The organism is Herbidospora solisilvae, from assembly GCF_009901565.1.
Lineage (GTDB): Bacteria > Actinomycetota > Actinomycetes > Streptosporangiales > Streptosporangiaceae > Herbidospora > Herbidospora solisilvae.
In genome coordinates, this window is record NZ_WXEW01000008.1 from 353,339 (window position 1) to 376,649 (window position 23,311).

General features: G+C 70.1%; 24 protein-coding genes. 17 read left to right on the plus strand and 7 right to left on the minus strand.

Going from position 1 to position 23,311, the window contains the following annotated elements; all coding sequences use genetic code 11:
* Positions 1 to 60: 60 nt before the first annotated feature.
* From GT755_RS27610 to GT755_RS27620, 3 genes are read left to right on the plus strand one after another with little or no spacing between them, the layout of a single operon-like run.
* Positions 61 to 1,059 (plus strand): energy-coupling factor ABC transporter permease, encoded by a 999-nt coding sequence (locus GT755_RS27610; protein WP_161482517.1) that lies wholly within the window; start codon positions 61 to 63, stop codon positions 1,057 to 1,059.
* A complete protein-coding gene (gene cbiQ / locus GT755_RS27615; protein WP_161482518.1) occupies positions 1,056 to 1,793 on the plus strand; it encodes a cobalt ECF transporter T component CbiQ in 738 nt (245 codons plus the stop codon). The genes GT755_RS27610 and cbiQ overlap by 4 nt, the downstream gene beginning before the upstream one ends.
* Positions 1,790 to 2,533, plus strand: a complete 744-nt coding sequence (locus tag GT755_RS27620; RefSeq protein WP_161482519.1) for an energy-coupling factor ABC transporter ATP-binding protein — start codon at positions 1,790 to 1,792, stop codon at positions 2,531 to 2,533. The genes cbiQ and GT755_RS27620 overlap by 4 nt, the downstream gene beginning before the upstream one ends.
* Here GT755_RS27620 and GT755_RS27625 read toward each other — a convergent pair.
* Positions 2,511 to 3,509 (minus strand): potassium channel family protein, encoded by a 999-nt coding sequence (locus tag GT755_RS27625; RefSeq protein WP_161482520.1) that lies wholly within the window; start codon positions 3,507 to 3,509, stop codon positions 2,511 to 2,513. The genes GT755_RS27620 and GT755_RS27625 overlap by 23 nt on opposite strands.
* A 76-nt stretch (positions 3,510 to 3,585) precedes the next feature.
* Here GT755_RS27625 and GT755_RS27630 point away from each other — a divergent pair, with 76 nt between their 5' ends.
* Genes GT755_RS27630 through GT755_RS27650 form a run of 5 tightly spaced genes read left to right on the plus strand, consistent with a single transcriptional unit; the run spans position 3,586 to position 6,672 of the window.
* A complete protein-coding gene (locus tag GT755_RS27630) occupies positions 3,586 to 3,930 on the plus strand; it encodes an STAS domain-containing protein (protein ID WP_030451563.1) in 345 nt (114 codons plus the stop codon).
* A 33-nt stretch (positions 3,931 to 3,963) separates the two neighbouring features.
* A complete protein-coding gene (locus GT755_RS27635; protein ID WP_161482521.1) occupies positions 3,964 to 4,737 on the plus strand; it encodes an SDR family NAD(P)-dependent oxidoreductase in 774 nt (257 codons plus the stop codon).
* 11 nt (positions 4,738 to 4,748) lie between these two features.
* On the plus strand, positions 4,749 to 5,513 hold the full coding sequence (locus GT755_RS27640; RefSeq protein ID WP_161482522.1) for a crotonase/enoyl-CoA hydratase family protein: 765 nt from the start codon (positions 4,749 to 4,751) through the stop codon (positions 5,511 to 5,513).
* A gap of 55 nt (positions 5,514 to 5,568) precedes the next feature.
* Positions 5,569 to 6,201, plus strand: a complete 633-nt coding sequence (locus tag GT755_RS27645; RefSeq protein ID WP_161482523.1) for a rhomboid family intramembrane serine protease — start codon at positions 5,569 to 5,571, stop codon at positions 6,199 to 6,201.
* Positions 6,202 to 6,261: 60 nt separating this feature from the next.
* Complete coding sequence (locus GT755_RS27650) at positions 6,262 to 6,672, plus strand: BlaI/MecI/CopY family transcriptional regulator (RefSeq protein ID WP_161482524.1); 411 nt, start codon at positions 6,262 to 6,264, stop codon at positions 6,670 to 6,672.
* 44 nt (positions 6,673 to 6,716) lie between these two features.
* Here the strand turns inward: GT755_RS27650 and serC are convergent, their stop codons facing one another.
* Together serC and GT755_RS27660 are read right to left on the minus strand one after the other, a co-directional pair.
* Positions 6,717 to 7,829, minus strand: a complete 1,113-nt coding sequence (gene serC / locus GT755_RS27655; protein WP_161482525.1) for a phosphoserine transaminase — start codon at positions 7,827 to 7,829, stop codon at positions 6,717 to 6,719.
* Positions 7,830 to 7,994: 165 nt separating this feature from the next.
* Positions 7,995 to 9,098 carry a citrate synthase 2 gene (locus GT755_RS27660; RefSeq protein ID WP_030451555.1) on the minus strand — a complete coding sequence of 368 codons (1,104 nt, stop codon included), beginning with the start codon at positions 9,096 to 9,098 and terminating at the stop codon, positions 7,995 to 7,997.
* Positions 9,099 to 9,269: 171 nt separating this feature from the next.
* Between GT755_RS27660 and pdxH the strand changes: the two genes are divergently transcribed.
* From pdxH to GT755_RS27685, 5 genes are all read left to right on the plus strand, one after another.
* Positions 9,270 to 9,908 carry a pyridoxamine 5'-phosphate oxidase gene (pdxH, locus tag GT755_RS27665; protein ID WP_161482526.1) on the plus strand — a complete coding sequence of 213 codons (639 nt, stop codon included), beginning with the start codon at positions 9,270 to 9,272 and terminating at the stop codon, positions 9,906 to 9,908.
* Between the two features lie 56 nt (positions 9,909 to 9,964).
* Positions 9,965 to 11,203 (plus strand): MFS transporter, encoded by a 1,239-nt coding sequence (locus GT755_RS27670; RefSeq protein WP_328794517.1) that lies wholly within the window; start codon positions 9,965 to 9,967, stop codon positions 11,201 to 11,203.
* Positions 11,204 to 11,316: 113 nt separating this feature from the next.
* On the plus strand, positions 11,317 to 12,015 hold the full coding sequence (locus GT755_RS27675; protein WP_030451552.1) for a metal-dependent transcriptional regulator: 699 nt from the start codon (positions 11,317 to 11,319) through the stop codon (positions 12,013 to 12,015).
* A gap of 42 nt (positions 12,016 to 12,057) precedes the next feature.
* Positions 12,058 to 14,331, plus strand: coding sequence for an ATP-binding SpoIIE family protein phosphatase (locus GT755_RS27680; protein WP_161482527.1), 2,274 nt, complete (start codon positions 12,058 to 12,060; stop codon positions 14,329 to 14,331).
* 38 nt (positions 14,332 to 14,369) lie between these two features.
* Positions 14,370 to 15,104, plus strand: a complete 735-nt coding sequence (locus tag GT755_RS27685; RefSeq protein ID WP_161482528.1) for an alpha/beta fold hydrolase — start codon at positions 14,370 to 14,372, stop codon at positions 15,102 to 15,104.
* Here GT755_RS27685 and GT755_RS27690 read toward each other — a convergent pair.
* From GT755_RS27690 to GT755_RS27700, 4 genes are read right to left on the minus strand one after another with little or no spacing between them, the layout of a single operon-like run.
* A complete protein-coding gene (locus GT755_RS27690) occupies positions 15,079 to 15,915 on the minus strand; it encodes a hypothetical protein (RefSeq protein WP_161482529.1) in 837 nt (278 codons plus the stop codon). The two genes, GT755_RS27685 and GT755_RS27690, sit on opposite strands and share 26 nt — an antisense overlap.
* A gap of 1 nt (position 15,916) precedes the next feature.
* Entirely contained in the window at positions 15,917 to 16,831 is a 915-nt protein-coding gene (locus GT755_RS27695) for a hypothetical protein (protein WP_161482530.1), read from the minus strand.
* Entirely contained in the window at positions 16,828 to 16,992 is a 165-nt protein-coding gene (locus GT755_RS38730) for a hypothetical protein (protein WP_197038532.1), read from the minus strand. Before GT755_RS38730 ends, GT755_RS27695 begins: the two co-directional genes overlap by 4 nt.
* Positions 16,993 to 17,031: 39 nt before the next feature.
* Positions 17,032 to 18,177 carry an acyl-CoA dehydrogenase family protein gene (locus tag GT755_RS27700; protein ID WP_161482531.1) on the minus strand — a complete coding sequence of 382 codons (1,146 nt, stop codon included), beginning with the start codon at positions 18,175 to 18,177 and terminating at the stop codon, positions 17,032 to 17,034.
* Between the two features lie 156 nt (positions 18,178 to 18,333).
* On the opposite strand from GT755_RS27700, the gene GT755_RS38735 reads away from it, so the two are divergent.
* The 4 genes from GT755_RS38735 to GT755_RS27715 all read left to right on the plus strand — a co-directional run bounded on the left by GT755_RS38735 (position 18,334) and on the right by GT755_RS27715 (position 23,308).
* On the plus strand, positions 18,334 to 19,746 hold the full coding sequence (locus GT755_RS38735; RefSeq protein WP_202610568.1) for a hypothetical protein: 1,413 nt from the start codon (positions 18,334 to 18,336) through the stop codon (positions 19,744 to 19,746).
* Positions 19,746 to 21,164, plus strand: coding sequence for a class F sortase (locus GT755_RS27705; RefSeq protein ID WP_161482532.1), 1,419 nt, complete (start codon positions 19,746 to 19,748; stop codon positions 21,162 to 21,164). The genes GT755_RS38735 and GT755_RS27705 overlap by 1 nt, the downstream gene beginning before the upstream one ends.
* Positions 21,165 to 21,186: 22 nt before the next feature.
* Positions 21,187 to 22,296: a hypothetical protein gene (locus GT755_RS27710; RefSeq protein WP_161482533.1), complete on the plus strand. Its 1,110-nt coding sequence runs from the start codon at positions 21,187 to 21,189 to the stop codon at positions 22,294 to 22,296.
* 208 nt (positions 22,297 to 22,504) lie between these two features.
* On the plus strand, positions 22,505 to 23,308 hold the full coding sequence (locus tag GT755_RS27715) for a hypothetical protein (RefSeq protein WP_161482534.1): 804 nt from the start codon (positions 22,505 to 22,507) through the stop codon (positions 23,306 to 23,308).
* The last annotated feature ends 3 nt before the right edge of the window (positions 23,309 to 23,311 follow it).

The window sequence follows — 23,311 nt, forward strand, 5'->3', positions numbered from 1 at the left end:
GCGAATGACTCGCAACTGCTCTACTGTTGTGGAAAATTCGTACAAAAGTGGAGGAAGGCCGTGCACGTCCCCGATGGCTTCTTCACCGCGCCGGTCGCCATAGGCGCCGGCGTCGTCTCGGCGGCGGCCATCGCCGTCTCCCTGCGCAAGGCCAAGACCGAGCTCGACGACCGGACCGCGCCCATGGCCGGGCTGGTCGCGGCGTTCATCTTCGCCGTGCAGATGCTCAACTTCCCCGTCGCGGCGGGCACCTCGGGGCACCTGCTCGGAGGGGCGCTGGCGGCGATACTCGTCGGGCCGTACACGGCTGTGTTGTGCGTGTCGGTGGTGCTGGCCGTGCAGGGCTTCTTCTTCGCCGACGGCGGGCTGACCGCGCTGGGGCTGAACATCCTGCTGATCGCGATCGTCCCCGCGGCCGTCGGCTGGGGGATCTTCCAGCTGGTCACGCGGGTGGCGAGGAACCGGGCCTCGGTGATCGCGGGGTCGTTCGTGGCGGCGTTGATCTCGGTGCCGATCGCCGCGCTGGTGTTCGCGGTGCTCTTCGTGGTCGGCGGCACCGCGCCGATCGAGGCCGGCGCCGTCTTCGCCGCCATGGGCGGCGTCCACGTGCTGGTGGGCATCGGTGAGGGGCTGATCACCGCGGTCACCGTCAGCAGCGTGCTGGCCGTGCGCCCCGACCTCGTGTACGGCGCCCGTTTCCTCACCAAGCCGCTGGTCCTGAAGACCGCCACGGGCGAGCGGGTCGTCGAACCGGCCCGGCCCGAGAGCACGCCCAAGCCGGTCCGGCCGTTCCTCGTCGGCGGCGGGATCGTGGCCCTGCTGCTGGCGGGCGTGGTCAGCTTCTTCGCCTCCTCCTCGCCCGACGGCCTGGAGCGGGTCGCCGAGGACGAGGGCTTCATCGGCGCGGCCACCGACCACTCCTTCGGCGGCTTCCTCCTGGCCGACTACGGCGACGTCGGCGGCGTCCCCGTCGGGGTCGCCGGGATCATCGGCGTGGTGATCACCCTGCTGGTGGGCGGGGCCATCCTCTGGTCGGTCCGGCAGAAGACCGCGGCGTGAAAGGCCTCTACCTGCCGGGCGACTCGCCGATCCACCGGCTCGCCCCGCAGTGCAAGCTGCTCGCCGTCGTGCTCTTCGCCGTGGTGGTGGTGGCGACGCCGCGCGAACGGTTCGCGGCCTTCCTCCTGTACGCCCTGAGCCTCGCGGTCGTCGTCCTCCTCGCCAGGATCCCGCCGGGACACGTGCTGAAGCGCCTGGCGGTGGAGCTGCCGTTCGTGCTGTTCGCCGTGGCCATCCCGTTCATCGGGACGGGGGAGCGGGTCGACGTGCTGGGCGTGCCGCTCAGCGTCGCCGGGCTCTGGGCGAGCTGGAACATCCTGGCCAAGGCCACCCTCGGGGTCGCGGCCTCGATCGTGCTGGCCGCCACCACGGAGCCGCGGGCCCTGCTGCTGGGCGCGCAGCGGCTCAGGGTGCCCCAGCTGCTGATCCAGATCGCCACGTTCATGCTGCGCTACCTGGAGGTCATCCTCGACGAGATGCGCCGCATGCGGGTCGCCCGCGAGTCCCGGGGCTTCACCCCCCGCGACTTCCGGCAGGCCCCCGTGCTGGCCAAGTCGGCGGGGGCGATGTTCATCCGGTCGTACGAACGCGGCGAGCGGGTGCACCTGGCCATGCTGAGCAGGGGATACACGGGCGTCATGCCCACGCTGGCCGACGGCCGGGCGCCGAAGGCCCAGTGGGCCATGGCCGCCGTGCTGCCCGTGGTGGCCTCGGCCGTACTGTTCGTGTCATGACCCTCGACGTCCGCGACCTGGCCTATGCCTATCCCGACGGCACGCAGGCCCTCTTCGGGGTCACCCTCTCGATCGCCAGGGGCGAGCGGGTGGCCCTGCTGGGGCCCAACGGCGCCGGCAAGACCACGCTGGTCATGCACCTGAACGGGATCCTGACCGCCGGGCACGGCGAGGTCAGCGTGGCCGGGCTGCCGGTCCGCAAGGAGAACCTCAAGGAGGTGCGCCGGCGCGTCGGCCTGGTCTTCCAGGACCCCGACGACCAGCTCTTCATGCCCACCGTGCGCGAGGACGTCGCCTTCGGCCCGGCCAACATGGGCCTGCGCGGCGCCGACCTCGACCACGCGGTCGTCACGGCCCTGGAGAAGGTCGGCATGGCCGACGTGATCGACCGGCCGCCCCACCACCTGTCGTTCGGCCAGCGCCGCCGGGTCGCGGTGGCGACCGTGCTGGCCATGGACCCCGAGATCCTGGTCCTGGACGAACCCTCCTCGAACCTCGACCCGGCCAGCCGCAGGGAGCTCGCCGAGATCCTGCGCGGGCTCGACGTCACCGTCCTCATGGTCACCCACGACCTGCCGTACGCGATGGAGCTGTGCGACCGCTCGGTGATCCTGTCGGGCGGGGTGATCGCGGCCGACGGGCCGACCCGCGAGATCCTGGCCGACGCCGGCCTGCTGGCCGAGCACCGCCTGGAGCTGCCCTACGGCTTCGCTGTGCCTAGTCCTCCGGCACGTGGATGACGACCAGCCGGTCGCCGGCCAGCAGCGTGGGCACCTTCGCGTAGGGGATGACCCGGCCGTCGCGCACGACCGCCACGACCATGCCCTCGGCCTGTTCGCAGGTGCCGCCGACCTCGCCCGGCTTGACCGGGCGTTCGTAGAGGTCGAGGCCGGTGCCGTACATGAGGAAGTCGTCGATGATCGTGCTGACCGCGGGGCTCTGGGTGGCCACGCCGAGCATGCGCCCGGCCGCCTCCGACGAGGTGATCACGACGTCGGCGCCGCTGCTGCGCACGAGCGGGTCGTTCTCCGACTCCCTGACGGCCGCCACGATCACGGCCTTCGGGTTGAGGCTGCGGGCGGTCAGCACGACCAGGGCGGTGGTGTCATCGCGCTGGGTCGAGATGATCACCTCTTTGGCGGTCTCGATCCGGGCCCTTCTGAGCACGCTGCTGCGGGTGCCGTCGCCGACGACGCCGACGAAGCCGTCCTCGTTGGCCTCGTCGACGACGCCGCCGTTGGGGTCGATCACCACGATCGAGTCGCGGGTGCGGTCGTTTTCGAGGAGGGTGCGCACGGCGGCCCGGCCCTTGGTGCCGTAGCCGACCACGACGGTGTGCCCGGTCAACTTGGACCTCCAGCGGTTGGTGAGAAAATCCTCCCTGGTCCGCCGGGTGAGCACTTCGAGTGTCGTGCCCACGAGGATGACCAGGAACACGATGCGCAGCGGCGTGACGAGCACGATGTTGATCAGCCGTGCCAGATCGGAGGTCGGGGTGATGTCGCCGTAGCCGGTCGTCGAGACGGTGACCGTGGCGTAGTAGAGCGCGTCGAGCAGGGACACCTTGCCGTCGTAGCTGTCCTTGTATCCGTCGAGGTCTGACGCGACCAGCAGAAACACGGCGCCGAGGGCGGCCAGGGCGTACCAGAGCCGGCGCAGGACGGCCCTCAGAGGGCTGACCTGTTCCTGGGGGAGCCGAATCCCGGCATCTGTCACAAGGCGATCTTACGGTTCAAGCACCTCACTGCCGGTGATGCACCAGTAAAGTGGGCCTCGCGGAGGAGGTTCGACAATGAAACTGCGGCTTGCCCGGAGATCACTCTCCGGTGCCGTGGTGGTGGCCGTCGAGGGCGAACTCGACCTGTTCACCGCCCCCTTCCTGCGCGACGAGGTGCGCGACGCGATCAAACAGGACGGCGCCGTGCTGGTGCTCGACCTGACGTCGCTCTCGTTCATGGACTCCAGCGGCCTCAGCGTGCTCATCGAGGCGTGGCGGCTGGCGACCAGCGAGGGCGGCGGCGTGACGCTCGCCGCGCCGCAGGCGCCGGTCGCGCGGATCCTCCGCACGACCGGGCTCGACCGGCGCATCAAGGTCTATCCCGACGTCGACACCGCGATTTTGGGCCACCCCGAGTAGAACTTCATTCGGTTCGTTGGTTATGGTCCGCGTATGGACCTGAGGAACTGTGTAGCGATCATCTCCGGCGGGGCGAGCGGGCTCGGTGAGGGCACCGCCCGCGAGCTGGCCGGAATCGGCGCGACCGTCGTCATCGCCGACCTCAACGAAGAGCGCGGCAAGGCCCTGGCCGACGAGCTGGGCGGGCTCTTCGTCCGCACCGACGTCGCCGACGAGGCCTCCGTGCAGGCCGCCGTCGACGCCGCGGTCGCCGTGGGTAAGCCGCTGCGGGCCGTGGTCAACAGCGCCGGCATCGGCTGGGCCTCCCGCACGGTCAACCGTGACGGGTCGCCGCACGACCTGGCGTCGTACCGGAAGGTGATCGACGTCAACCTCATCGGCACCTTCAACCTCATGCGCATCGGCGCCGCCGCGATGGCCAGGACCGAGCCCGCCGACGCCGACAACGCGCGCGGCGTGGTGATCAACACCGCCTCGGTGGCGGGCATCGAGGGGCAGACCGGCCAGGTGGCCTACTCGGCGTCCAAGGGCGGCATCATCGGCATGACCCTCCCGGCGGCCCGCGATCTGGCCGCGATCGGCGTGCGGGTGCTGACGATCTGCCCCGGCATCATCGACACCCCGATCTACGGCTCGGGGCCCGAGTCCGAGGCCTTCAAGGCCCACCTGGCCGCGCCGGTGCCGTTCCCGAAGCGCATGGGCACCGCCGCCGAGTTCGCCCACCTGGTCCGCTCGCTGATCGAGAACGACTACATGAACGGCGAGGTCATCCGCTTCGACGGCGGCATCCGCTTCCAGCCCAAGTAAGGAGACTCGCCATGTACGATGAAGTACTGGTCGAGGTCGACGGCAACGTCGCCGTCCTGACGATCAACCGGCCGAAGGCGAAGAACGCGGTCAACGGCGCGGTCGCCCAGGGCATCGCGGCGGCCGTCGACGAGCTCGACGCCCGCTCCGACGTGTCGGTCCTGGTCCTGGCCGGCGCGGGCGGCACCTTCTGCGCCGGCATGGACCTGAAGGGCTTCCTGACCGGCGACATGCCGTTCGTGCCCGACCGGGGGTTCGGCGGCCTGGCCGAGTCGCCGCCGAAGAAGCCGCTGATCGCCGCCGTCGAGGGCTACGCCCTGGCGGGCGGGTTCGAGCTGGCCCTGTCGTGCGACCTGATCGTGGCCGCCGAGTCGGCCAAGTTCGGCCTGCCCGAGCCCAAGCGCGGCCTGATCGCCGGCGCGGGCGGCGTGATGCGGCTGCCGCGCCGCATCCCCTACCACGTCGCCATGGAGATCGCCCTGACCGGCGACTTCTATCCGGCGCAGCGCCTCTACGAGCTGGGCCTGGTCAACCGGGTCGTCGCCGAGGGCGAGGCGGTCGCGGCGGCCAAGGAACTGGCCGGGAAGATCGCGCAGAACGCGCCGCTGTCGCTCGCGGGCACCAAGAGGATCGTCGTCGAGTCGGTCGACTGGCCGCTCGGCGAGATGTTCGCCCGCCAGTCCGAGATCATGAACCCGATCTTCGCCTCCAAGGACGCCATGGAGGGCGCGGCCGCCTTCGCAGAGAAGAGGGCGCCCGTCTGGCGCGGGGAATGATCGTCCCGGTGGGGGGAACTCCGCGTTCATGACGAGAACTGCGTACCGTTATGGCATGAGCGACGGCATTCCCCCCACCTCCCGGCAGAAGGTGCACGGCCTGCTCGCCGGGGCGATCGGCAGCGGCCTGCTGGTCGTGCTCCTCGTGGGCGTGATGTGGGTCCTGGAGGTCGTCGACTACGTCGGCGACGGCTATCTCGACCGCTACGGCATCATCGCCCACGAACCCGACGGCCTGCCCGGCATCTTCTTCGCGCCCTTCCTGCACGCCGGCTTCCCGCACCTGATGGCCAACTCGCTGCCCCTGCTGATCCTGGGCTTCCTGGCCGCCGTCCGGGGCCTCGGGAAGTTCCTGGGCGCCAGCCTGATCATCATCCTGGTCAGCGGCGTCGGGGTGTGGGTCACCAGCCCGCCCGACTCGGTCACGCTGGGCGCCAGCGGCCTGGTGTTCGGCTACTTCGGCTACGTCGTGGCGCGCGGCCTGTTCGACCGGCGGCTGCTCGACATCGTGCTCGGCGTGATCGTCGCCGCCCTCTACTGGTCGATCCTGTGGGGCGCGCTGCCGGGCGAGACGGGCATCTCGTGGCAGGGCCACCTGTTCGGGTTGATCGGCGGCGTGCTGGCGGCGTGGGTGCTGCGGCGCAGGAGGCCGCCCGTCACGCGCGTCTCGACCGCGAGCATCGAATGAGCACGATCGCATCACTGTTCGCATGGCGCGACCTGCGAAGAGCCTGACAGAATCGATTTCGTGAACCTGGGGCCCCTGGAGCGCGCGATCATGGACGTTCTGTGGGACGCCAAGGAGTCGCTGCTCATCCGCGAAATACAGGCGCTGCTGAACCAGCGGGCCGAGAAGCCGTGGGCGTACACGACCATCCAGACGGTCGCCGAACGGCTGGTGCGAAAACGCCTGCTGTTCCGGACCGCCGAGCGCAAGGCGTTCCGCTACGGCGCCACGAAGTCGCGTGAGGAGCATCTGACCGAACTGATGCTGACGGCCCTCGCGGAGAGCCCTGACCGCTCTCCGGTGCTGTCCCGGTTCGCGCAGAGCGTCGACCTCGACGACGCCCTGCGGCTGCTCGACGAACTGGCGCGGCGGGCCGGGCGGGCCCCGGTGGAGCAGCCGCCCGGCTGGGTCCCGCCGCCCTCCGTCGACTAGGCCGCCGCGAGGGTGCGGGCACCCTCGCGGCCTCGTCTTCCGGACTAGAGGCGCTCGACCACGTAGTCGACGCAGACCGTCAGGGCCTCGATGTCGGCCGGGTCGATCGCCGGGAACATCGCGATGCGCAGCTGGTTGCGGCCCAGCTTGCGGTAGGGCTCGGTGTCGACGATGCCGTTGGCGCGCAGCGTCGCGGCGACCTTGGCGGCGTCGACCGAGTCGTCGAAGTCGATCGTGCCGACGACGCTGGAGCGCTGCGCCGGGTCGGCCACGAACGGGCTGGTGTAGGCCGTCTTCTCGGCCCACTGGTAGAGCCGGGCGGCCGAGTCGGCCGTGCGGGCGGTCGTCCAGGCCAGACCGCCGTTGCCGTTCATCCAGTCGAGCTGGTCGGCCAGCAGGAACAGCGTCGCCACCGCCGGGGTGTTGTACGTCTGGTCCTTGGACGAGTTGTCGATCGCCACCGGAAGGCTGAAGAACTCCGGCACGAACCGGTCGGTCGCCGCGATCTCCTCGACCCGCGCGAGCGCGGCGGGGGAGAACAGGCCGATCCACAGGCCGCCGTCGGAGGCGAAGCTCTTCTGCGGCGCGAAGTAGTAGACGTCGGTCTGCGACACGTCGACCGGCAGGCCGCCCGCGCCCGAGGTCGCGTCGACCAGCACGAGCTGGCCCTCGGAGCCCACCCGCTCGATCGGCATCGCGACGCCGGTCGAGGTCTCGTTGTGGGTGAGTGCGTAGACGTCGACGCCCTCTTCGGCGACCGGCAGCGGGTGGGTGCCCGGGTCGGACTTGATCACCGACGGGTCGGCCAGCCACGGGGCCTTCTTGACGACGGCGCCGAACTTCGAGGAGAACTCACCGAAGTGCAGGTGCTGCGACTTCTCGCGGATCAGGCCGAAGGACGCGATGTCCCAGAACGCGGTGGTGCCGCCGTTGCCCAGGACGACCTGGTAGCCCTCCGGCAGGGAGAACAGCTCGGACAGGCCCGCGCGGACCCGGCCGACGAGGTTCTTGACCGGCTTCTGCCGGTGGGAGGTGCCCATCAGGCTCGCTCCGGAGGCCGCCAGGGCGGCCAGCTGCTCGGTGCGGACCTTGGAGGGCCCGCAGCCGAAGCGGCCGTCGGCGGGCTTGATGTCATTGGGGATCACGATGTCAGCCACGTGTCCCACATTAGTGAGGTCACGAAACGGTGTACGCGCCGGTCCAGCCTTTGAGATGGAAAATGAGACGCGAAACACCCTGTCCCGCCGGGGCCGCAGGGCCTCGGCAAAGAAACGAAAAGGCCCGCGTCCCGGACGGGACGCGAGCCTCACGAAAAGGAAGGGTCAGACGGGGGTGATCTCCGAGGCGCCCGGCACCTCGTTGATCGACCGCGAGGCCGGCCCGGTGTAGGTGGCGCTGGGGCGGACGAGCCTGCCCGTGCGCTTCTGCTCCAGGATGTGCGCCGCCCACCCGGCGGTGCGGGCGCAGGTGAACATCGAGGTGAACATCGACGCGGGCACCTCGGCGAAGTCGAGGATGACCGCGGCCCAGTATTCGACGTTGGTGGCGAGCACCCGGTCGGGCTTGCGGGCGTGCAGCTCCTCGAGCGCGGCCGTCTCAAGTGCGGCCGCGACCTCGTAGCGGGGCGCGCCCAGCTCCTTGGCGGTACGGCGGAGCACCCGCGCGCGCGGGTCTTCCGCCCGGTAGACACGGTGGCCGAAGCCCATCAGGCGCTGACCCGAGTCGAGCTCGTTCTGCACCCACTTGCGTGCGTCACCGAGCTTCTCCACGCCTTCGATCATGTGCAGCACACGGGCCGGGGCGCCGCCGTGCAGCGGGCCCGACATGGCGCCGACGGCGCCCGAGAGCGAGGCGGCCACGTCGGCGCCCGTGGAGGCGATGACGCGGGCGGTGAACGTCGAGGCGTTCATGCCGTGCTCGGCGGCCGAGGTCCAGTAGGCGTCGATGGCCTTGACGTGCTTGGGATCGGGCTCACCGCGCCAACGGATCATGAACCGTTCGACGATGCTCTCGGCCTGGTCGACCTGCGCCTGCGGCACCATCGGCTTGCCGAGGCCGCGGGCCGACTGGGCCACGAACGACAGTGCGGTCACCGACGCGCGCGCGAGGTCGTCGCGGGCCTGCGTGTCGGAGATGTCGAGCAGCGGGCGGAAGCCGAGAGCCGGGGCCAGCATGGCCAGCGCGCTCTGGACGTCGACCCGGATGTCACCGCTGTGGACTGGAACGGGGTACGGCTCAGCCGGGGGCAGCCCCGGCAAAAACTCGTTGTCGACCAGCAGGCCCCACACGTTCCCAAAGGGGACGCGGCCCACGAGTTCTTCGATGTCGACGCCCCGATACCGCAGGGCGCCCCCTTCTTTGTCCGGTTCCGCGATCTCCGTCTCGAAAGCTACGACGCCTTCGAGCCCGGGTTTGAAGTCGGACATTCCCGGCCGCCTCCCTCTCTTGTGAAGTCCAAAGCCTTGATGTCGAGATACCGGCGGGTCAATTTAACCCCCAGGGTTGCAGCGGGTCGCCTCCGGTCCCTCCCAAACGCCGTCGTCCCTGGTTAGGGCTGGTGTGTCCGACGTCTGTCAAGCGCGCAAGAATACCGTTCCGTGGACAGCGCATCGCACCTCGCCGGGCTCCGGCGCAACTACCAGGGCGAACCTCTGCTCGACGTGGCCGACGATCCGATGACGCAGTTCGCCGTCTGGTTCGACGACGCGGTGAGCGCCGAAGTTCCGGAACCCAATGCCATGGTGCTCGCGACGGCGTCGGCCGGGGGAAGACCCTCGGCCCGGACAGTTCTGCTGAAAGGCGCCGACGAGCAAGGTTTCACGTTCTTCACCAACTACGAGTCCCGCAAGGGCCGCGACCTCGCCGAGAATCCCCGCGCGGCCCTGGTGTTCCCCTGGCACGTCATCAGCCGCCAGGTGCGCGTGGAGGGCCGCGTCCGGCGCCTGTCCCGCGAGGACACCGCGACCTATTTCCAGTCCCGCCCGTACGGCTCCCGCATCGGCGCCTGGGCCTCACGGCAGTCGGCGGTCGTGCGCAGTAGAGAGGACCTGGAGAACCGCTACCGGGAACTCGCGGAGAGATGGCCCGAAGATCCGCCGGTGCCGGATTTCTGGGGCGGCTACGTGGTCGTGCCGAGCGAGATCGAGTTCTGGCAGGGCCGGGGCGACCGCATGCACGACCGGCTCCGCTACCGCCGGGCGGGCGACGGGTGGACGGTCGACCGCCTGGCGCCCTGACATCCGGACGAACCCTGGAATATGTGATATTTCCCCCATGAGTAGGGTGTCCCCCCGTGAGCAAGGTGAGGGCGGCACTCGAACGGCACTTCGCGGACACCCGGCCGGTGGCCATCCCCGAGTACCGCAGGCTCCTGGCCGGTCAGGCCGTCGGGTACATCGGGTTCCAGCTCACCGGGGTCGCTGTCGCGGCCGAGATCTACTCCATCACCAAGTCGTCGTTCTGGGTCGGCATGATGGGGCCGGTCGCCCTCATCCCGCTGGTCGTCTTCGGCCTGTGGGGCGGCGCGGTCGCCGACGCGACGGACCGGCGGAAGCTGCTGCTGATCAGTTCCCTGTTCACCTGGGGCGCCACGGTCGCGCTGCTCGTCAACGCGCTGACCGCCAAGAGCGTGTGGGTGATCATGGCGGCGGTGTTCGTGCAGTCGAGCGGCTTCGCGGTCAGCTCGCCGACCCGGCAGGCCATCGTGCCGAGGCTGGTGCCGACCGACCTCGTGCCGGCCGCGAACACGCTGAGCTTCCTGTTCTCCAGCCTCGGTTCGGTGCTCGGGCCGCTGCTCGGCGGAGTGATCCTGGCCACCGCCGACTTCTCGGCGGCCTACGCCATCGACGCCGTCCTGTTCACCGCGACCCTGTACGCCGCCTACCGCCTCCCCAGGCTGGAACCCCTCGGCGAGGTGACCGCCCCCGGCCCCAGGGCCGTGGTCGAGGGACTGCGCTACATCATGACCAGCCCGATCGTGCTGATGAGCTTCGCCGTGGACATCGTGGCGATGGCCTTCGCCCTGCCGAGGGCGCTGTTCCCCCAGATGGCCGCCGAACGCTTCGACGGCTCGGAGTTCGCCTTCGGCGCCCTGTCGGCCTCGATCGCCCTCGGCTCGGTCGTCGGCGGCGTCTTCTCCGGCTGGGTGGGGCGTGTACGCCGCCAGGGGGTGGCCCTCACCGTCGTGATCGCCCTGTGGGGCCTCAGCGTGGCTCTGGCGGGCCTGGCCGAACCCCTGTGGTTGTGCGTGGCCCTGCTGGCCGTCGGGGGCTTCGCCGACCTGGTCTCCGCGGTCTGGCGGCAGACCATCCTCCAGACGTACGCGCCGGACGAGATGCGCGGACGCCTCCAGGGCGTCTTCTTCGTCGTGGTGGCCGGCGGGCCGCGCCTGGGCGACCTGAGGGCGGGGGCCACCGCCTCGGCGTTCGGGCTGGTACCGGCCTGGGTGGGGGGCGGTCTGCTGTGCGCCGTGAGCGTGTTCGCGGTCGGGCTTTCGGTCAAGTCGTTCCGGAACTACCGGGTCGGTTCCTAACGCGGAAGGTTTTCGGCCGTCCGGCTGTTGCCCAAGGTGCTGTTCTGGACCAGTAAGGTCGGCGGGAACGCGCTTGCGGGTCGTAGCATCGAACAGGACCGGGAGGATGACCGTTGACCGCACACGGCCTGATCGACACCACGGAGATGTACCTCCGCACGATCTTCGAGCTCGAAGAGGAAGGGATCGTCCCGCTGCGCGCCCGGATCGCCGAGAGGCTGCAGCAGAGCGGTCCCACCGTGAGCCAGACCGTCGCCCGCATGGAGCGCGACGGGCTCGTCAAGGTGGAGGGCGACCGCCACCTGACCCTGAGTGAGGCGGGTCGCAAGCAGGCGATCCGCGTCATGCGCAAGCACCGTCTCGCCGAGTGCCTGCTGATCCAGGTGATCGGCATGCCGTGGGAAGACGTCCACGTCGAGGCGTGCCGCTGGGAACACGTCATGTCGGAACAGGTCGAGGTGCGGCTCGTGGCGCTCCTCGGGAACCCGACCGTCTGCCCACATGGGAACCCCATCCCGGGGCTCGAAGAACTGGGCGCGTCCGGTTTGACGGAAATTGAGCAGGTCTCGCCTATGGCCGACGTCGCGGGGCCCAGAGATATACCCGTTGTCGTGCGCCGAATTAGCGAACAAGTGCAAAGCGATCCCGCTGTGATGCTTAAACTCAAGCAAGTTGGGATACAACCCGGACGCGAGGTGACGCTCGCGGCGAGCGACGACGGTGTGCGGGTGACTGGTGACGAACAGGCTGACAACAACCTCGCGGAGCTTCCGCGCGACGTCGCAGCACACGTTTTCGTCTCCAAGCGCTGATCCCAACGGGTCCAGCTCTGTTCTCCTAGGAGTGGTCGTCGGATGAAGCGCTGGGGGGACCTGTCGCAGGACACGACCGACCACCTCTCCGCGGGCGCGGTGCTCGACCAGGCGGAGTTGGCCGTCGTCGTCACCGACCGGTTCAGCAACGTTCTCTACTGGAATCCCTTCGCCGAGCAGCTGTTCGGCCGGCCGGGCTACGCCCACGGGCGTGATGACACGATCTCCATCAGCATCATGGAGCGTGACCACCCGCTGGGCGTCGAGCTCGCCAAACACGTGCTCAAGGGCAACGTGTGGGAGGGCACCTTCGACGTCGTCCGCCACGACGGCACGCTGATCTACGTCCGGGCGCAGGCGGTGCCCATGCGGCACACCTCGGGGTCGGTCACCGGCATCGTGATCACCGCGCGCGAGGCGATGAAGAGCAACGAGCGGGAGAAAGACCGCTTCGGCCTTCTCGAGCGCATCGGCGAGCGGCTGGCCGGCTCCCTCTACGTCGAGGAGACCCTCAACCGGGTCGCCGAGATGCTCGTCCCGCAGTTCGCCGACCACTGCTTCATCGAGCTGATGGAGGGCGAGCGGCTGGTCCGCAAGGTCTCCACCCACGTCGGCGGCTGGCAGCCCCCGGCCGACACCTGGAAGCCCGTCGGGGCCGAGATCCGCTATCCGATCGGCCACTTCGCCGACAGCGCGCTCCGCCGCCAGGAGACCATCCTGGTCGAAGACTTCTCCCAGGTCAGCTACCCGTCCATCAGCGAGGGCGCGGCCCGGGTCGACGGCGAGGTCGGGGTGACCTCGGCGATCGTGGCGCCGCTCTGCGCGCGCGGGGAGTCCCTCGGGCTGATGTACCTGTCGATGTCCAACCTGACCGACCGGCGCTCGCCCCACTACGACGCCTTCGACCGCGACTTCGTCGGCGCCATCGCCACCCGGGTCGCCATCGCCGTCGACAACGCCCTCCTGTTCGAGGAGGAGCGCCACACCGCCGAGTCGTTCCAGAAACACCTGCTGCCGCGCGAGCTGCCCAAGCTCGACGGGCTCGAGATCGCCGTCCGCTACCTCCCGGCCGCCCCGCTGTCCAGCCACGGCCAGGGCATCCAGACCCAGGTCGGCGGCGACTGGTACGACGTGATCCCGCTCTCGGCCGGCCGCGTCGGCATCGTGATCGGCGATGTCGAGGGCCGCGGCGCCAAGGCCGCCGCCGTCATGGGCCAGCTCCGCGCCGCTCTGAGGGCCTTCGCACAGGACGACAAGCCCCCGGCCGACATCCTGGCCCGCCTCGACGAGTGGACCCGCATACTGGCCTCTCCGGAGGAAGACGACTACGGCGCCGACGTCACCAGCCCGCCGATCGTCACCTGCCAATACATGGTCTACGACGCCTGGTCGCGCGAGTTGTCGTTCGCCAACGCCGGTCACTCGCCGCCCCTGCTGATCGTCGACGGCTCGGTCACCGAGCTCGACATCGGCGACGTCGGCAAGCCGCTGGGCGTGCGGGCCACCGGCGTCCACGCCGACCTGGTCTACAAGGAGGAGACGCGGGTGCTGCCCCCGGGCGCCACCCTGCTCCTCTACACCGACGGGCTGGTCGACCGGCGGCCGCACCGCGAGTCGGGCACACCCTCGCGCGATCTCGAAGAGGCCGTGCGGGTGCTCTGCGACGAGATCTCCAAGATCGCCGACGAGCCGGTCGAGCGCATCGCCGACGCCGCCACCAGCGCGGTGCCCGGTGAGATCGACGACGACATGGCGATCCTGGTCGTCCGGTCGGGCGGTGGCGAGCTGGAGTTCGAGGAGTCCGACTACCCCGCCCAGCCGATCATGGTCGGTGAGGCGCGGCGGATGGCCCGCAACGCCTTCGAGCGCTGGAACATCCCCGAGGAGAAGGGCGAGCTGGCCTGCCTGCTCGTCTCCGAGGTGGTCACCAACGTCGTGCTCCACGCCGCGTCGGCCAGTGCGCCGCGCCGCGAGCTCGTGCTCGACGGGCCGCCGCTGCCGTTCGACGAGTCGTGGGACTTCCCCGATCTCGAGGTCGACCTCGATCTCGACCTCGGCCGTGAGGGCATCGCCGCGCTCAACGCCGCCGCCGACCCGGAGAAGAAGTTCACGCTCCGGCTCCGGCGTGGCGGCGAGTCGATCTGGGTCGAGGTGTTCGACCAGGACCTGCGGCTGCCCCGCATCCGCAGCGCCGGGGAGAACGACGAAGGCGGGCGAGGGCTTTACCTGGTCGACCAGCTGGCCCGGCGCTGGGGTTCCCGGCCCACCCCCGACGGGAAGGCCGTCTGGTTCGAGATTCCGGTCGGCGGTCGCTGAACTGGCTTTCCCCTGGTTTCGGTGTTTGACTCGAAGCCATGGAGCTGGTCTACCGCCGCACGGGAGCCGGTCCGCCTCTGGTGCTGATGCACGGGATCGGGCACCACTGGCAAGCCTGGCAACCGGTCATCGGCCTGCTCGCCCGGCACCACGACGTGATCGCCGTCGACCTCCCCGGGTTCGGCGCCTCCCCGCCCCTGCCGCCGGGCACGATCTCCACCGCCGAGTCGCTGGCCTACGCCGTCGAGGCCTTCTGGCACGACCTCGGCATCGAGGAACCCCACGTCGCGGGCAACTCCCTCGGCGGCTACCTCGCCCTCGACATGGCCTCGCGCGGGGTGTGCCGTACGGCCACCGCGATCTCCCCGGCCGGGTTCTGGTCGCGGACCGAGCTGCTCTGGCTCCGGAGCGTCCTCAAGCTGATGCGGGCCGGGCCGGCCACCCGCAAGGGCCTGGGGCTGGTCGTCGCCCATCCCGAACGGGTGTCGGACGAGGTCATGCACGCCGGATGGCAGGCGCTCAAGGACGCGCCCGGGTTCTACGAGACGCTCGACGCGTTCTACTGGCTGCCACCGCCCGCGCCGCCGAAGGTGCCGGTCACCATCGCCTGGGGCGACAGAGACCGGCTGACGCCCACACGCCAGGCGGTCAGGGCCGGACGGTGGGCGCAGAAGCGGGTGCACCTGCTGCGCGACTGCGGGCACGTCCCGATGACCGACGATCCCGAGCTGGTGGCGCGGGTGCTCCTCAGCGGAGCACGCGCAGCGAACTGACGACCGTCGAGACGTCGGGCCACAGGCGCTTGTGGGTCTCCGGGATGGTGATCCAGATGACCGACGGGCGGTCGGCGCCGGTCTCCACCGCGACGGCCACGGCCAGTTCCAGCCGTGCCTTGCGGCCCAGCTCGCTGGGCGGCATGCGCATCTCGCGGGCCACCAGCCAGCCGTTGGGCACCCGCTGCGAGGCGACGTCCTTGCCCTTGGTGCCGCGGGGGAAGTTGTTCTCCTGCTTGTAGTCGAGCATCGCGACGGCGGCGTCGTACGGGCTGTCGCCTCCGTCGAGGTCGCTCCACAGACGCTGGGCGTCGATGTCGGCGAACCACTCGTTGTCCAGGTCGGGGCCGTACTCCTCGGTGACGAAGGTCTGGCGGGTGGAGTAGCGGCCGTCGGAGAACAGGCCCTCCGGCTGGCCCTTGGCGGGTTTCCAGGGCTCGCCGAGCTCGGCGTAGCGAAGGCGGGCCTTGCGGTCGCGGACTTCGCCGATCACCGGCGAGGGGGTGCCGGAGTATTTCTTGAGGCGGACGACGGTGCCTTCGGGGATGCGGTCGACCTCCAGCGTGGGGGAGGGCGACGGGGTCGGCTCCGGCGTCGGCTCGGGCGTGGTCTCGACGTCGGCCGGGACCGGCGTCGCGGGGATCGGGGTCTCCCGCTGCTGTACGGGGACAGCGACCGGCGTGCGCGTCGAGGCGGTGGCCAGGGAGATGCCCGTGATCAACTGGGTGACCAGGAGGACGCCGCCGAGCGCGTTGGCCCACACCGGGACGCGGACGTAGAGGCGGCGGGCCTTGGGAGAGACCTTGGGCATGTCAGCCCGCCTTCGGCAGCAGGACCAGGCCGGCCTTGCGGGCGTCGCGCACGCTCTCGCGCAGCGCGGCCTCGACTCTGGCGGCCTTCTCGGTCAGGGCGTCGATCTCCTCGGTGGCCAGGCGGTCGCGGACGGTCCGGGCCAGGAGTTCGGTGTAGGCGTCGCCGTCGTCGGCCAGTTCCTGGAGGGTCTTCCACTCCTGGTAGGCGTCGTCGGCGGCCATCACCCGCAGGGCGTAGTCCTCCAGGGCCTCGACGCGCTCGGTCAGCGAGTCGGTGGCCACCTTCATGGCGCTCTGGTGGGCGTCGAGCATGTCTCTGATGCGGTCGGTGACCTTGCCCTTGCGGGCCGCCCGCTGTTCGCGGCGCAGCCGGGTCATCTCGGCGAGGGTCTCGGCGATCTCCCATTCCTGGCGGGGGAGGGTGACGGTGTTGGCGATGTCGTCGAGCAGGCCGGCCCGGTTGACGCTCGATTCGAGCACGGCGGCGACCGCCTTATGGGTGCGCTCCAGCAACTCGGCGTCGCGGAGGTGGAGGTCGGCGATGTAGCGGCCCTGGTGCTTACGGGCCAGTTTGGCGACCGGAGACTCGCCCGACAGGCCGAGCAGGACGAGGAATGCCACCGCCTCGACCGCGAGGCTCATGGTGAAGGCGGGGGCGAAGCCGTAAAAGAACCAGATCATGAGCTGGACGACCTGCAGGGTCGCGCCGAGCGGGAACCACCACCGGCCGTGGAGGCGGCCGATGACGACGGGCAGGAACCCCCACAACGAGGCCGACAGCAGCGCGGCCCAGGCGTCGGCGCCGATGCGGCCGCCCCAGCGGGGGCGGCCGGGAACCGGGTGGAGGAATTCGGGGGAGGCGGCCATGAGCGCCCGGTCGGCGGGCGGCAGAGCCGGGTCGAACGCGGGTTTCATCGGATGGTCTGACCCCAGATCAACAGCATGGTGATGATGAAGACGATCATTACGCCGCCGTAGGCGACGGCGCCGAGCCGGAAGAACCGGCGCACCTTGTTCAGCAGCCAGGCCGCCAGGAACGCCAGGAAGACCAGCAGGATCAGCCCGGTGATTTCCATGGGCCCAGTATGAAGCTTTACCGCCGCTTTTGGATCGGTTCAGAACCCGAACGATCTGCCGATGATCTCCTTCATGATCTCGGTGGTGCCGCCGTAGATGGTCTGGACGCGGGCGTCGAGCCAGGCCTTGGCCACCGGGTACTCGGTCATGTAGCCGTAGCCGCCGTGCAGTTGCAGGCAGCGGTCGATGACCTTGTTCTGCAGCTCGGTGGTCCACCACTTGGCCTTGGCGGCGTCGACCGGGGTCAGCGTCCCCGCGCTGAGCGCGGTCACGCAGGTGTCGACGAACAGGCGGGCGATCTCGACCTCGGTGGTCAGCTCGGCCAGCACGAACCGGGTGTTCTGGAAGCCGCCCAGGTTCCGGCCGAACGCCTGGCGGTTGCGGCAGTAGTCGATCGTCGTGGCCAGCACGGCCTCGGCGGCGGCGACCGCGACCACCGCGATCGACAGGCGCTCCTGCGGCAGGTTGGCCATGAGCTGGAAGAAGCCCTGGCCGTCGTCGGGCCCGAGACGGTTGGCGGACGGGACCCGGACGTTCTCGAAGAACAACTCGGCGGTGTCCTGCGCCTTGAGGCCGACCTTGTCGAGGTTGCGGCCCCGCTGGAAACCGGGCATGCCGCGCTCGACCACGAACAGCGTGGTGCCGCGCGCCCCGGCCGCCGGGTCGGTCTTGGCCACCACGACCACCAGGTCGGAGTTGATGCCGTTGGTGATGAAGGTCTTCTGGCCGTTCAGGACGTAGTCGTCACCGTCCTTCTCGGCGGTGGTGCGGATGCCCTGGAGGTCGCTGCCCGCGCCCGGTTCGGTCATCGCGATGGCGGTGATCAGCTCGCCGCTCACGAAGCCGGGCAACCAGCGGGCCTTCTGCTCGTCGTTCGTCAGGTCGACGAAGTAGGGGGCCATCACGTCGTTGTGCAGGCCGAAGCCGAGGCCGCTGGCGCCCGCGCGGATGATCTCCTCGATGACCACCACGTTGAACCGGAAGTCGGTGATCCCGATGCCGCCGTGTTCCTCGGGGACCGACATGGCGAACATGCCCAGGTCGCCGGCCTTCTTCCAGATCTCGCGGGGGACGATGCCGTCCTTCTCCCACTGCGCGTGGTTCGGGATGACTTCGCGGCTCATGAAGTCGCGCACGGTGTCACGGAAGAGCTCGTGCTCCTCCTCGAAGAGGGTTCGCTCCATGACAACCAGAATACGATTCTGTTACTCCTCAGAACATGCTGGGGAGCGCATCACAAGTGCGCCACGTTCCCACCAATCACGTTCCTTAACCCCATAAGATCTACCTTCGGTTTGGTATGCCGCGATATCGGAGTGTGCGCAATGCGGTGGGAACGGATGCGTCGGCGGTGGGCCGCCCTGGGAGCGGTGGGAATTGCCACTGCTGGCGCACTGATCGCCTTCCCCGGCACCAGCCAGGGTTCGGCAGAAGGTCCCTACTACTTCAAGTGTGTCGGCCCGCTGGCCGACAACCAGACGATCGCGGCGTCGATCTCCCTTTCGTCCAAGGAACTGACCGTCGGGCAGCAGCTCGTCATCAACTGGCAGCTCGGTGACGCCCAGCGCAGCGTGAAGGTCCCCGACCCGCTGAACCCCAATCACGACAGGGGCGCCCACCTCGCGGTCACCGCCCGCGTGAAGGCGCACGGCGTGTGGACCGGCCAGGGTGCGATCGACTCGACCGGCACCCGCCTGGTCCCGGCCGACGACCTGCGAACGGGCAAGCCGCTGTCGCTGGGGCTGGTCTCGCCGGGCCTGGCGACCGCCGAGCGGGCCGGCTCCGGGTCGATCGAGGTCGGGCCGATCATCCTCGACCTCGCCGACGTCGAGTCGACCTGGAACAACGACTTCCAGCCGGTCGGCGACTTCTCGCACTGGTACGGGCCGGGCTGGAACCACGTCAACGACCCGCTGGCCTACTTCGGCAAGACGCACTACGAGCAGGACCTCCGTGAGGCCAAGGACGAGGGCGACGAGGCGACCTTCACCTTCGTCGGCACGGGCGTCGACCTCATCGGTGACAAGAAGAACGACATGAGCGAGTTCACGCTCGTCACCGACCAGGGCAACCCGCCCGACGAGGCCTCCGAGCGCTACAACGCCTACTGGCAGGTGGCCGGCGAGCGCCGGGTGCTGGAGAAGTTCACCGCGGCGACCGACCTGCCCTACGGCAAGTACACCGTGAAGATCAAGAACCAGACCCAGGACAAGTTCGCCCGCGTCGACGCCTGGAAGGTGTACGCCGACACGGCCGACAACCTGAACGCCTCCCCCTACCGCACGGTCTGCAGCCCCGAGCCGAAGTTCCCGCTGATCCCGCTGACGGTGACCGGCGGCGGCACCTCGCAGTCCCCGTCGCCCGACCCGTCGCAGACCCCCTCGGGCGACCCGTCGGTCACGCCGTCGACCACCCCGTCGACGACGCCCTCCACCTCGCCGAGCGGTTCGCCGAGCCCCTCCGGCAACGTGAGCAGGCCGCCGACCCCGCAGGAGAACTTCACGCCGCTGGTGTCGGTGATCGTGCAGGGCACCCCGACCCCCACGGCGACCACGACCGTGACGCTGACCTCGACCCCGACCGTGGCTCAGGTGGCCATCACGCCGCTGGGCGGCGCGCAGACCGGTGTGGCGCCCGAACGGTCGAACCCCGGCGTCACGGTGCTGGTGGTCGGAGCGTTGCTGCTGATGGGCGGCATGGTCAGCGGACTCAAGCTGCTGCGCAGGCGCGCGGCCCACGCCGGGGAGCGGTGATGACGGACAAGCGCAACCCCTATCCGACGCCCGACCCCGAGCCCGAGGAGGAGCAGCCGAAGCCGGCCTCTCCCGGGGCGATCGTGCAGCACCCCTACGACCGGCTGCTGAAGGCGACCGGGCACAAGCTCGTGAAGGGCGACAGCGGCGACAAGCCGGCCATGCCCATCGAGCCCAGGACCCCGGCCGACGCCGACGGCTCGACGGCTTCCGAGGCGCAGGCTTCGGGCGCTCAATCTTCGGGGGCTCAGGACGCCGAGGCTCCGGCTTCCGGTGCTGACGTGCCCGGCGCGGTCGCGCCGGGTGGCGTGGTCATGGTCCCGAGCGGGTCGGTGCCTCCGGGCATGGTGCCCGTCGTGATGGTGCCTGTGGGCCAGGTTCCGGGCGCCGGTGTTCCGGGCGCTGGGGTTCCCGGGGCGGTTCCCGGTGCCGCTCTGCCCGGCGGACAGGCTGCTGGGGCTCAGGCTGCCGCCGGTGCGGGTGCTCCGGGTGCCGGTGTTCCGGTGGGTGCGGTTCCGGTCGCCGGTACGGCCGCCGGTCAGGTCGTGCCCGTCGTCCAGGTCCCGGCGCAGGCGCCGCCGCCCGGCGGCATGTCCAAGCGCACCCTCACGGCGCTGCTGGTCGGTGGGTCCTTCAGCGGCATCGCGGCGATCATGGCCGGTCTGCTGATGGTGCTCTCGCCGACCCCGGTGGTCGAGGAGCCGGCCGACGAGGTCAACATCCAGGCCGCCGGCAACTCCTACGTCATCCCGCCGACTGTGGGCCCGGGTGGCCCCGGGGTCCCGCTGACCGCGGCCGACCCGACGGCGCCGCCGCCCGCGCCGGCCACCCAGCCGGTCGCCCCGCTGACGCTGTCGCCGCAGGTCGTGGCGCAGGCGAACGGGGTGGGCCTCAACGTCGAGGTTCCGAAGCCGGCCGCGAAGGCGAGTTCGGCGCCCAAGGTGACCGCGCCCAAGTCGTCGCGTCCGATGAAGATCAGCATTCCGGCCGTCGGCGTGAACCGGGCCAAGATCGGCACGGTCGGCGTGACCAAGAAGGGCGAGATCGCGACCCCGTCGCTGGCCAAGCCCAAGGAGACCGCCTGGTACAGGTTCGGCCCTGCCCCGGGCGACCAGGGTCCGGCCGTCATCCTCGGGCACGTCAACACCCGCTCGGGCGCCGCGGTGTTCAGCCGGCTCCGTGACATCAAGCGCGGCAACAAGATCAGCATCCTGCGGGCGGACGGTAAACTGGCGGTCTTCACCGTCGACGGTGTCGAGCAGGTCAGCAAGAAGGCCTTCCCGACCAAGCGCGTCTACGGGAACACCATCACCTCAAGCCTTCGGTTGATCACCTGTGGTGGTGCCTACAATGCCAAGACCCATCACTACACCGACAACATCGTCGTCTACGCGACCCTGACCGAGGTCCGCGGATAGACGGCGTATCCGGGGGCAAGCGATGAGGATGCTGAAGACTCGTGCCCGCTTCGCCGTGCGCGGAGCGGGCGCCGGGGCGGCCGCCGCCCTGCTGTTACTCGGCCTCCCCGCGCTGGCCGGGAACAGCGACGGCACGACGACCTACGAGTGCGCCCGGGGCGCCGACACGTCGTCGACGCCCTACCAGGTGCGGGTGCTCCTCGGCGGGCCCGACCAGCCGACCCCGAGCGCGCCCGTGTCGGTCATCTGGAGCCTCGTCCCCGGGACGCCGACGGCCAGTGGCGGCCCCGTGCTGAGCCTGCCGACCCCGCTGGCCGTGGGCGACCAGGTCGGCGCCCAGGGCGTGCTGCGCGCCACCGGCCCGGCCATCGACGGCTCGACCCCCACACCGAGCGCCACCCCCAGCCAGACCCCGAGCACCACTCCCAGCGGCTCGGGCAGTGAAACCCCCAGCGAGACCCCCAGCACGACGCCGAGCCAGACCCCCAGTCAGACGCCGAGCGAGACCCCCAGCGAGTCGCCGAGCCAGACCCCCAGCGGGTCGGACGACGATCCCTCGGTGTACCCCGGGGCGACCGCCACCGCCACGATGACGGTCAACGCGGCGCTCACCCAGGGCGCGACCCTCTGGCCGATCCCACCGCTGGTCGGGGTCGTGACCCCCGAGGCCACCGGGGTGTTCGAGGTGTCCGCCCGTGAGTTCGTGGTGCGGGTCAGGCCCACCGGAGCCACCACCGACTCCGTGCTCTACACCTGCGAGCTCCCCGACACCGCGACCCCGGTCGCGCTGAAGATCACCGTCGTCGCGTCGCCGACCCCGACGTCGTCCACGACCCCCAGTTCGACCCCCAGTTCGACCCCGAGCCACACTCCGAGCGGCAGCGGCACGCCGACCCCCAGGGGCACCGTGACCGCCACCGCCACGGTGACCGCGCCCACGCCGGTCGACCGCTCCACCCGGACCGCGACGGCGACCGTCACCGCTCAGGTCGAGACCCCCGACGGAGGGGTGGCGACCGGTGGAGGGGGGTCGCTGGGGCCCGACGGGCGGGTGCTCGTGCTGGCCGGAGGCACCCTCACGCTTGCCGCGATGGTGGGAGGGCTGATACTGAGGAGACGTGTGGTGTCTTGACGAAATCTTTACTGATTGTCGTCAGAGTTGGGGTTATCTCTGCCTTCTCCCAGGCTTTGTCCCTAGGATCTCCCCATCCGCCATGAAACGGTCATCGAATCTGAAACGGAGAGAGTCAGTGCTGAAGTACAAGGCACGGCGACGCATCGCTACCAAGGCCGCCGCCGCCGGTGTGGTCAGTGCTGGTCTTCTTCTTGGTCTCGGTCCCATGCTCAGCAGCGCCACCGCCGACACGAAGACGGTGAACTACATCTGCAAGCCCCACCTGAACGGGGCCCCGGGCACCGATGTCGACTATGACGTGACCGTCGCCCTGAACTCCTCGGTGACCGCCGGGACCATTAACACCGGGTTCACCGCGACCGTCGCGCTGGGCGGCACCGCACTTCCTCCGGCTCCGGTGGCGCTTGAGACCACCCACTCGATCCAGGTGCTCACCGAGATCGAGATCAAGGGCAACGGCGGCGCGGCGGCGATCGCCACGGTGACGCCCTCGGCCTCCGTCGCTCCGGCGGCCCCCATCTCCATCGGCGGCGCACTGCCCGCGCTGCCGACCCCGACGGCCACGATCACCCCGTCGACCGGGACCACCCAGCTGATCCTGACGGCCAAGAACTTCACGCTCCGGCTGATGAACGGCACCACCGAGACCGCCAAGTTCGTCTGCACCCTGCCGACCACGGCCCCGCTCCCCACGCCGGCGAGCGCGACCCTGAGTGTCAGCACCGCCAGCACGAGCCAGTCGCCGAGCGCCACGCCGACGCCGACCCCCACGCCGTCCGCGTCGAACACCCCGACGCCGCGGGTCACCCGGACGGTGACCGAGACCGCCACGGCCGACGTGCCCGACGACGACCAGGTCGAGACGCCCGACGGCGGTGTGGCGACCGGTGGCGGCGGCATGCTGGGCCCCGACGGGCGGGTGTTCGTGCTGACCGGCTCGGCGATCGTGCTCGCGGCCGGTGTCGGCGGACTGATGCTGCGCTCCCGGCGACGGCCGCAGCAGGGATGAGGC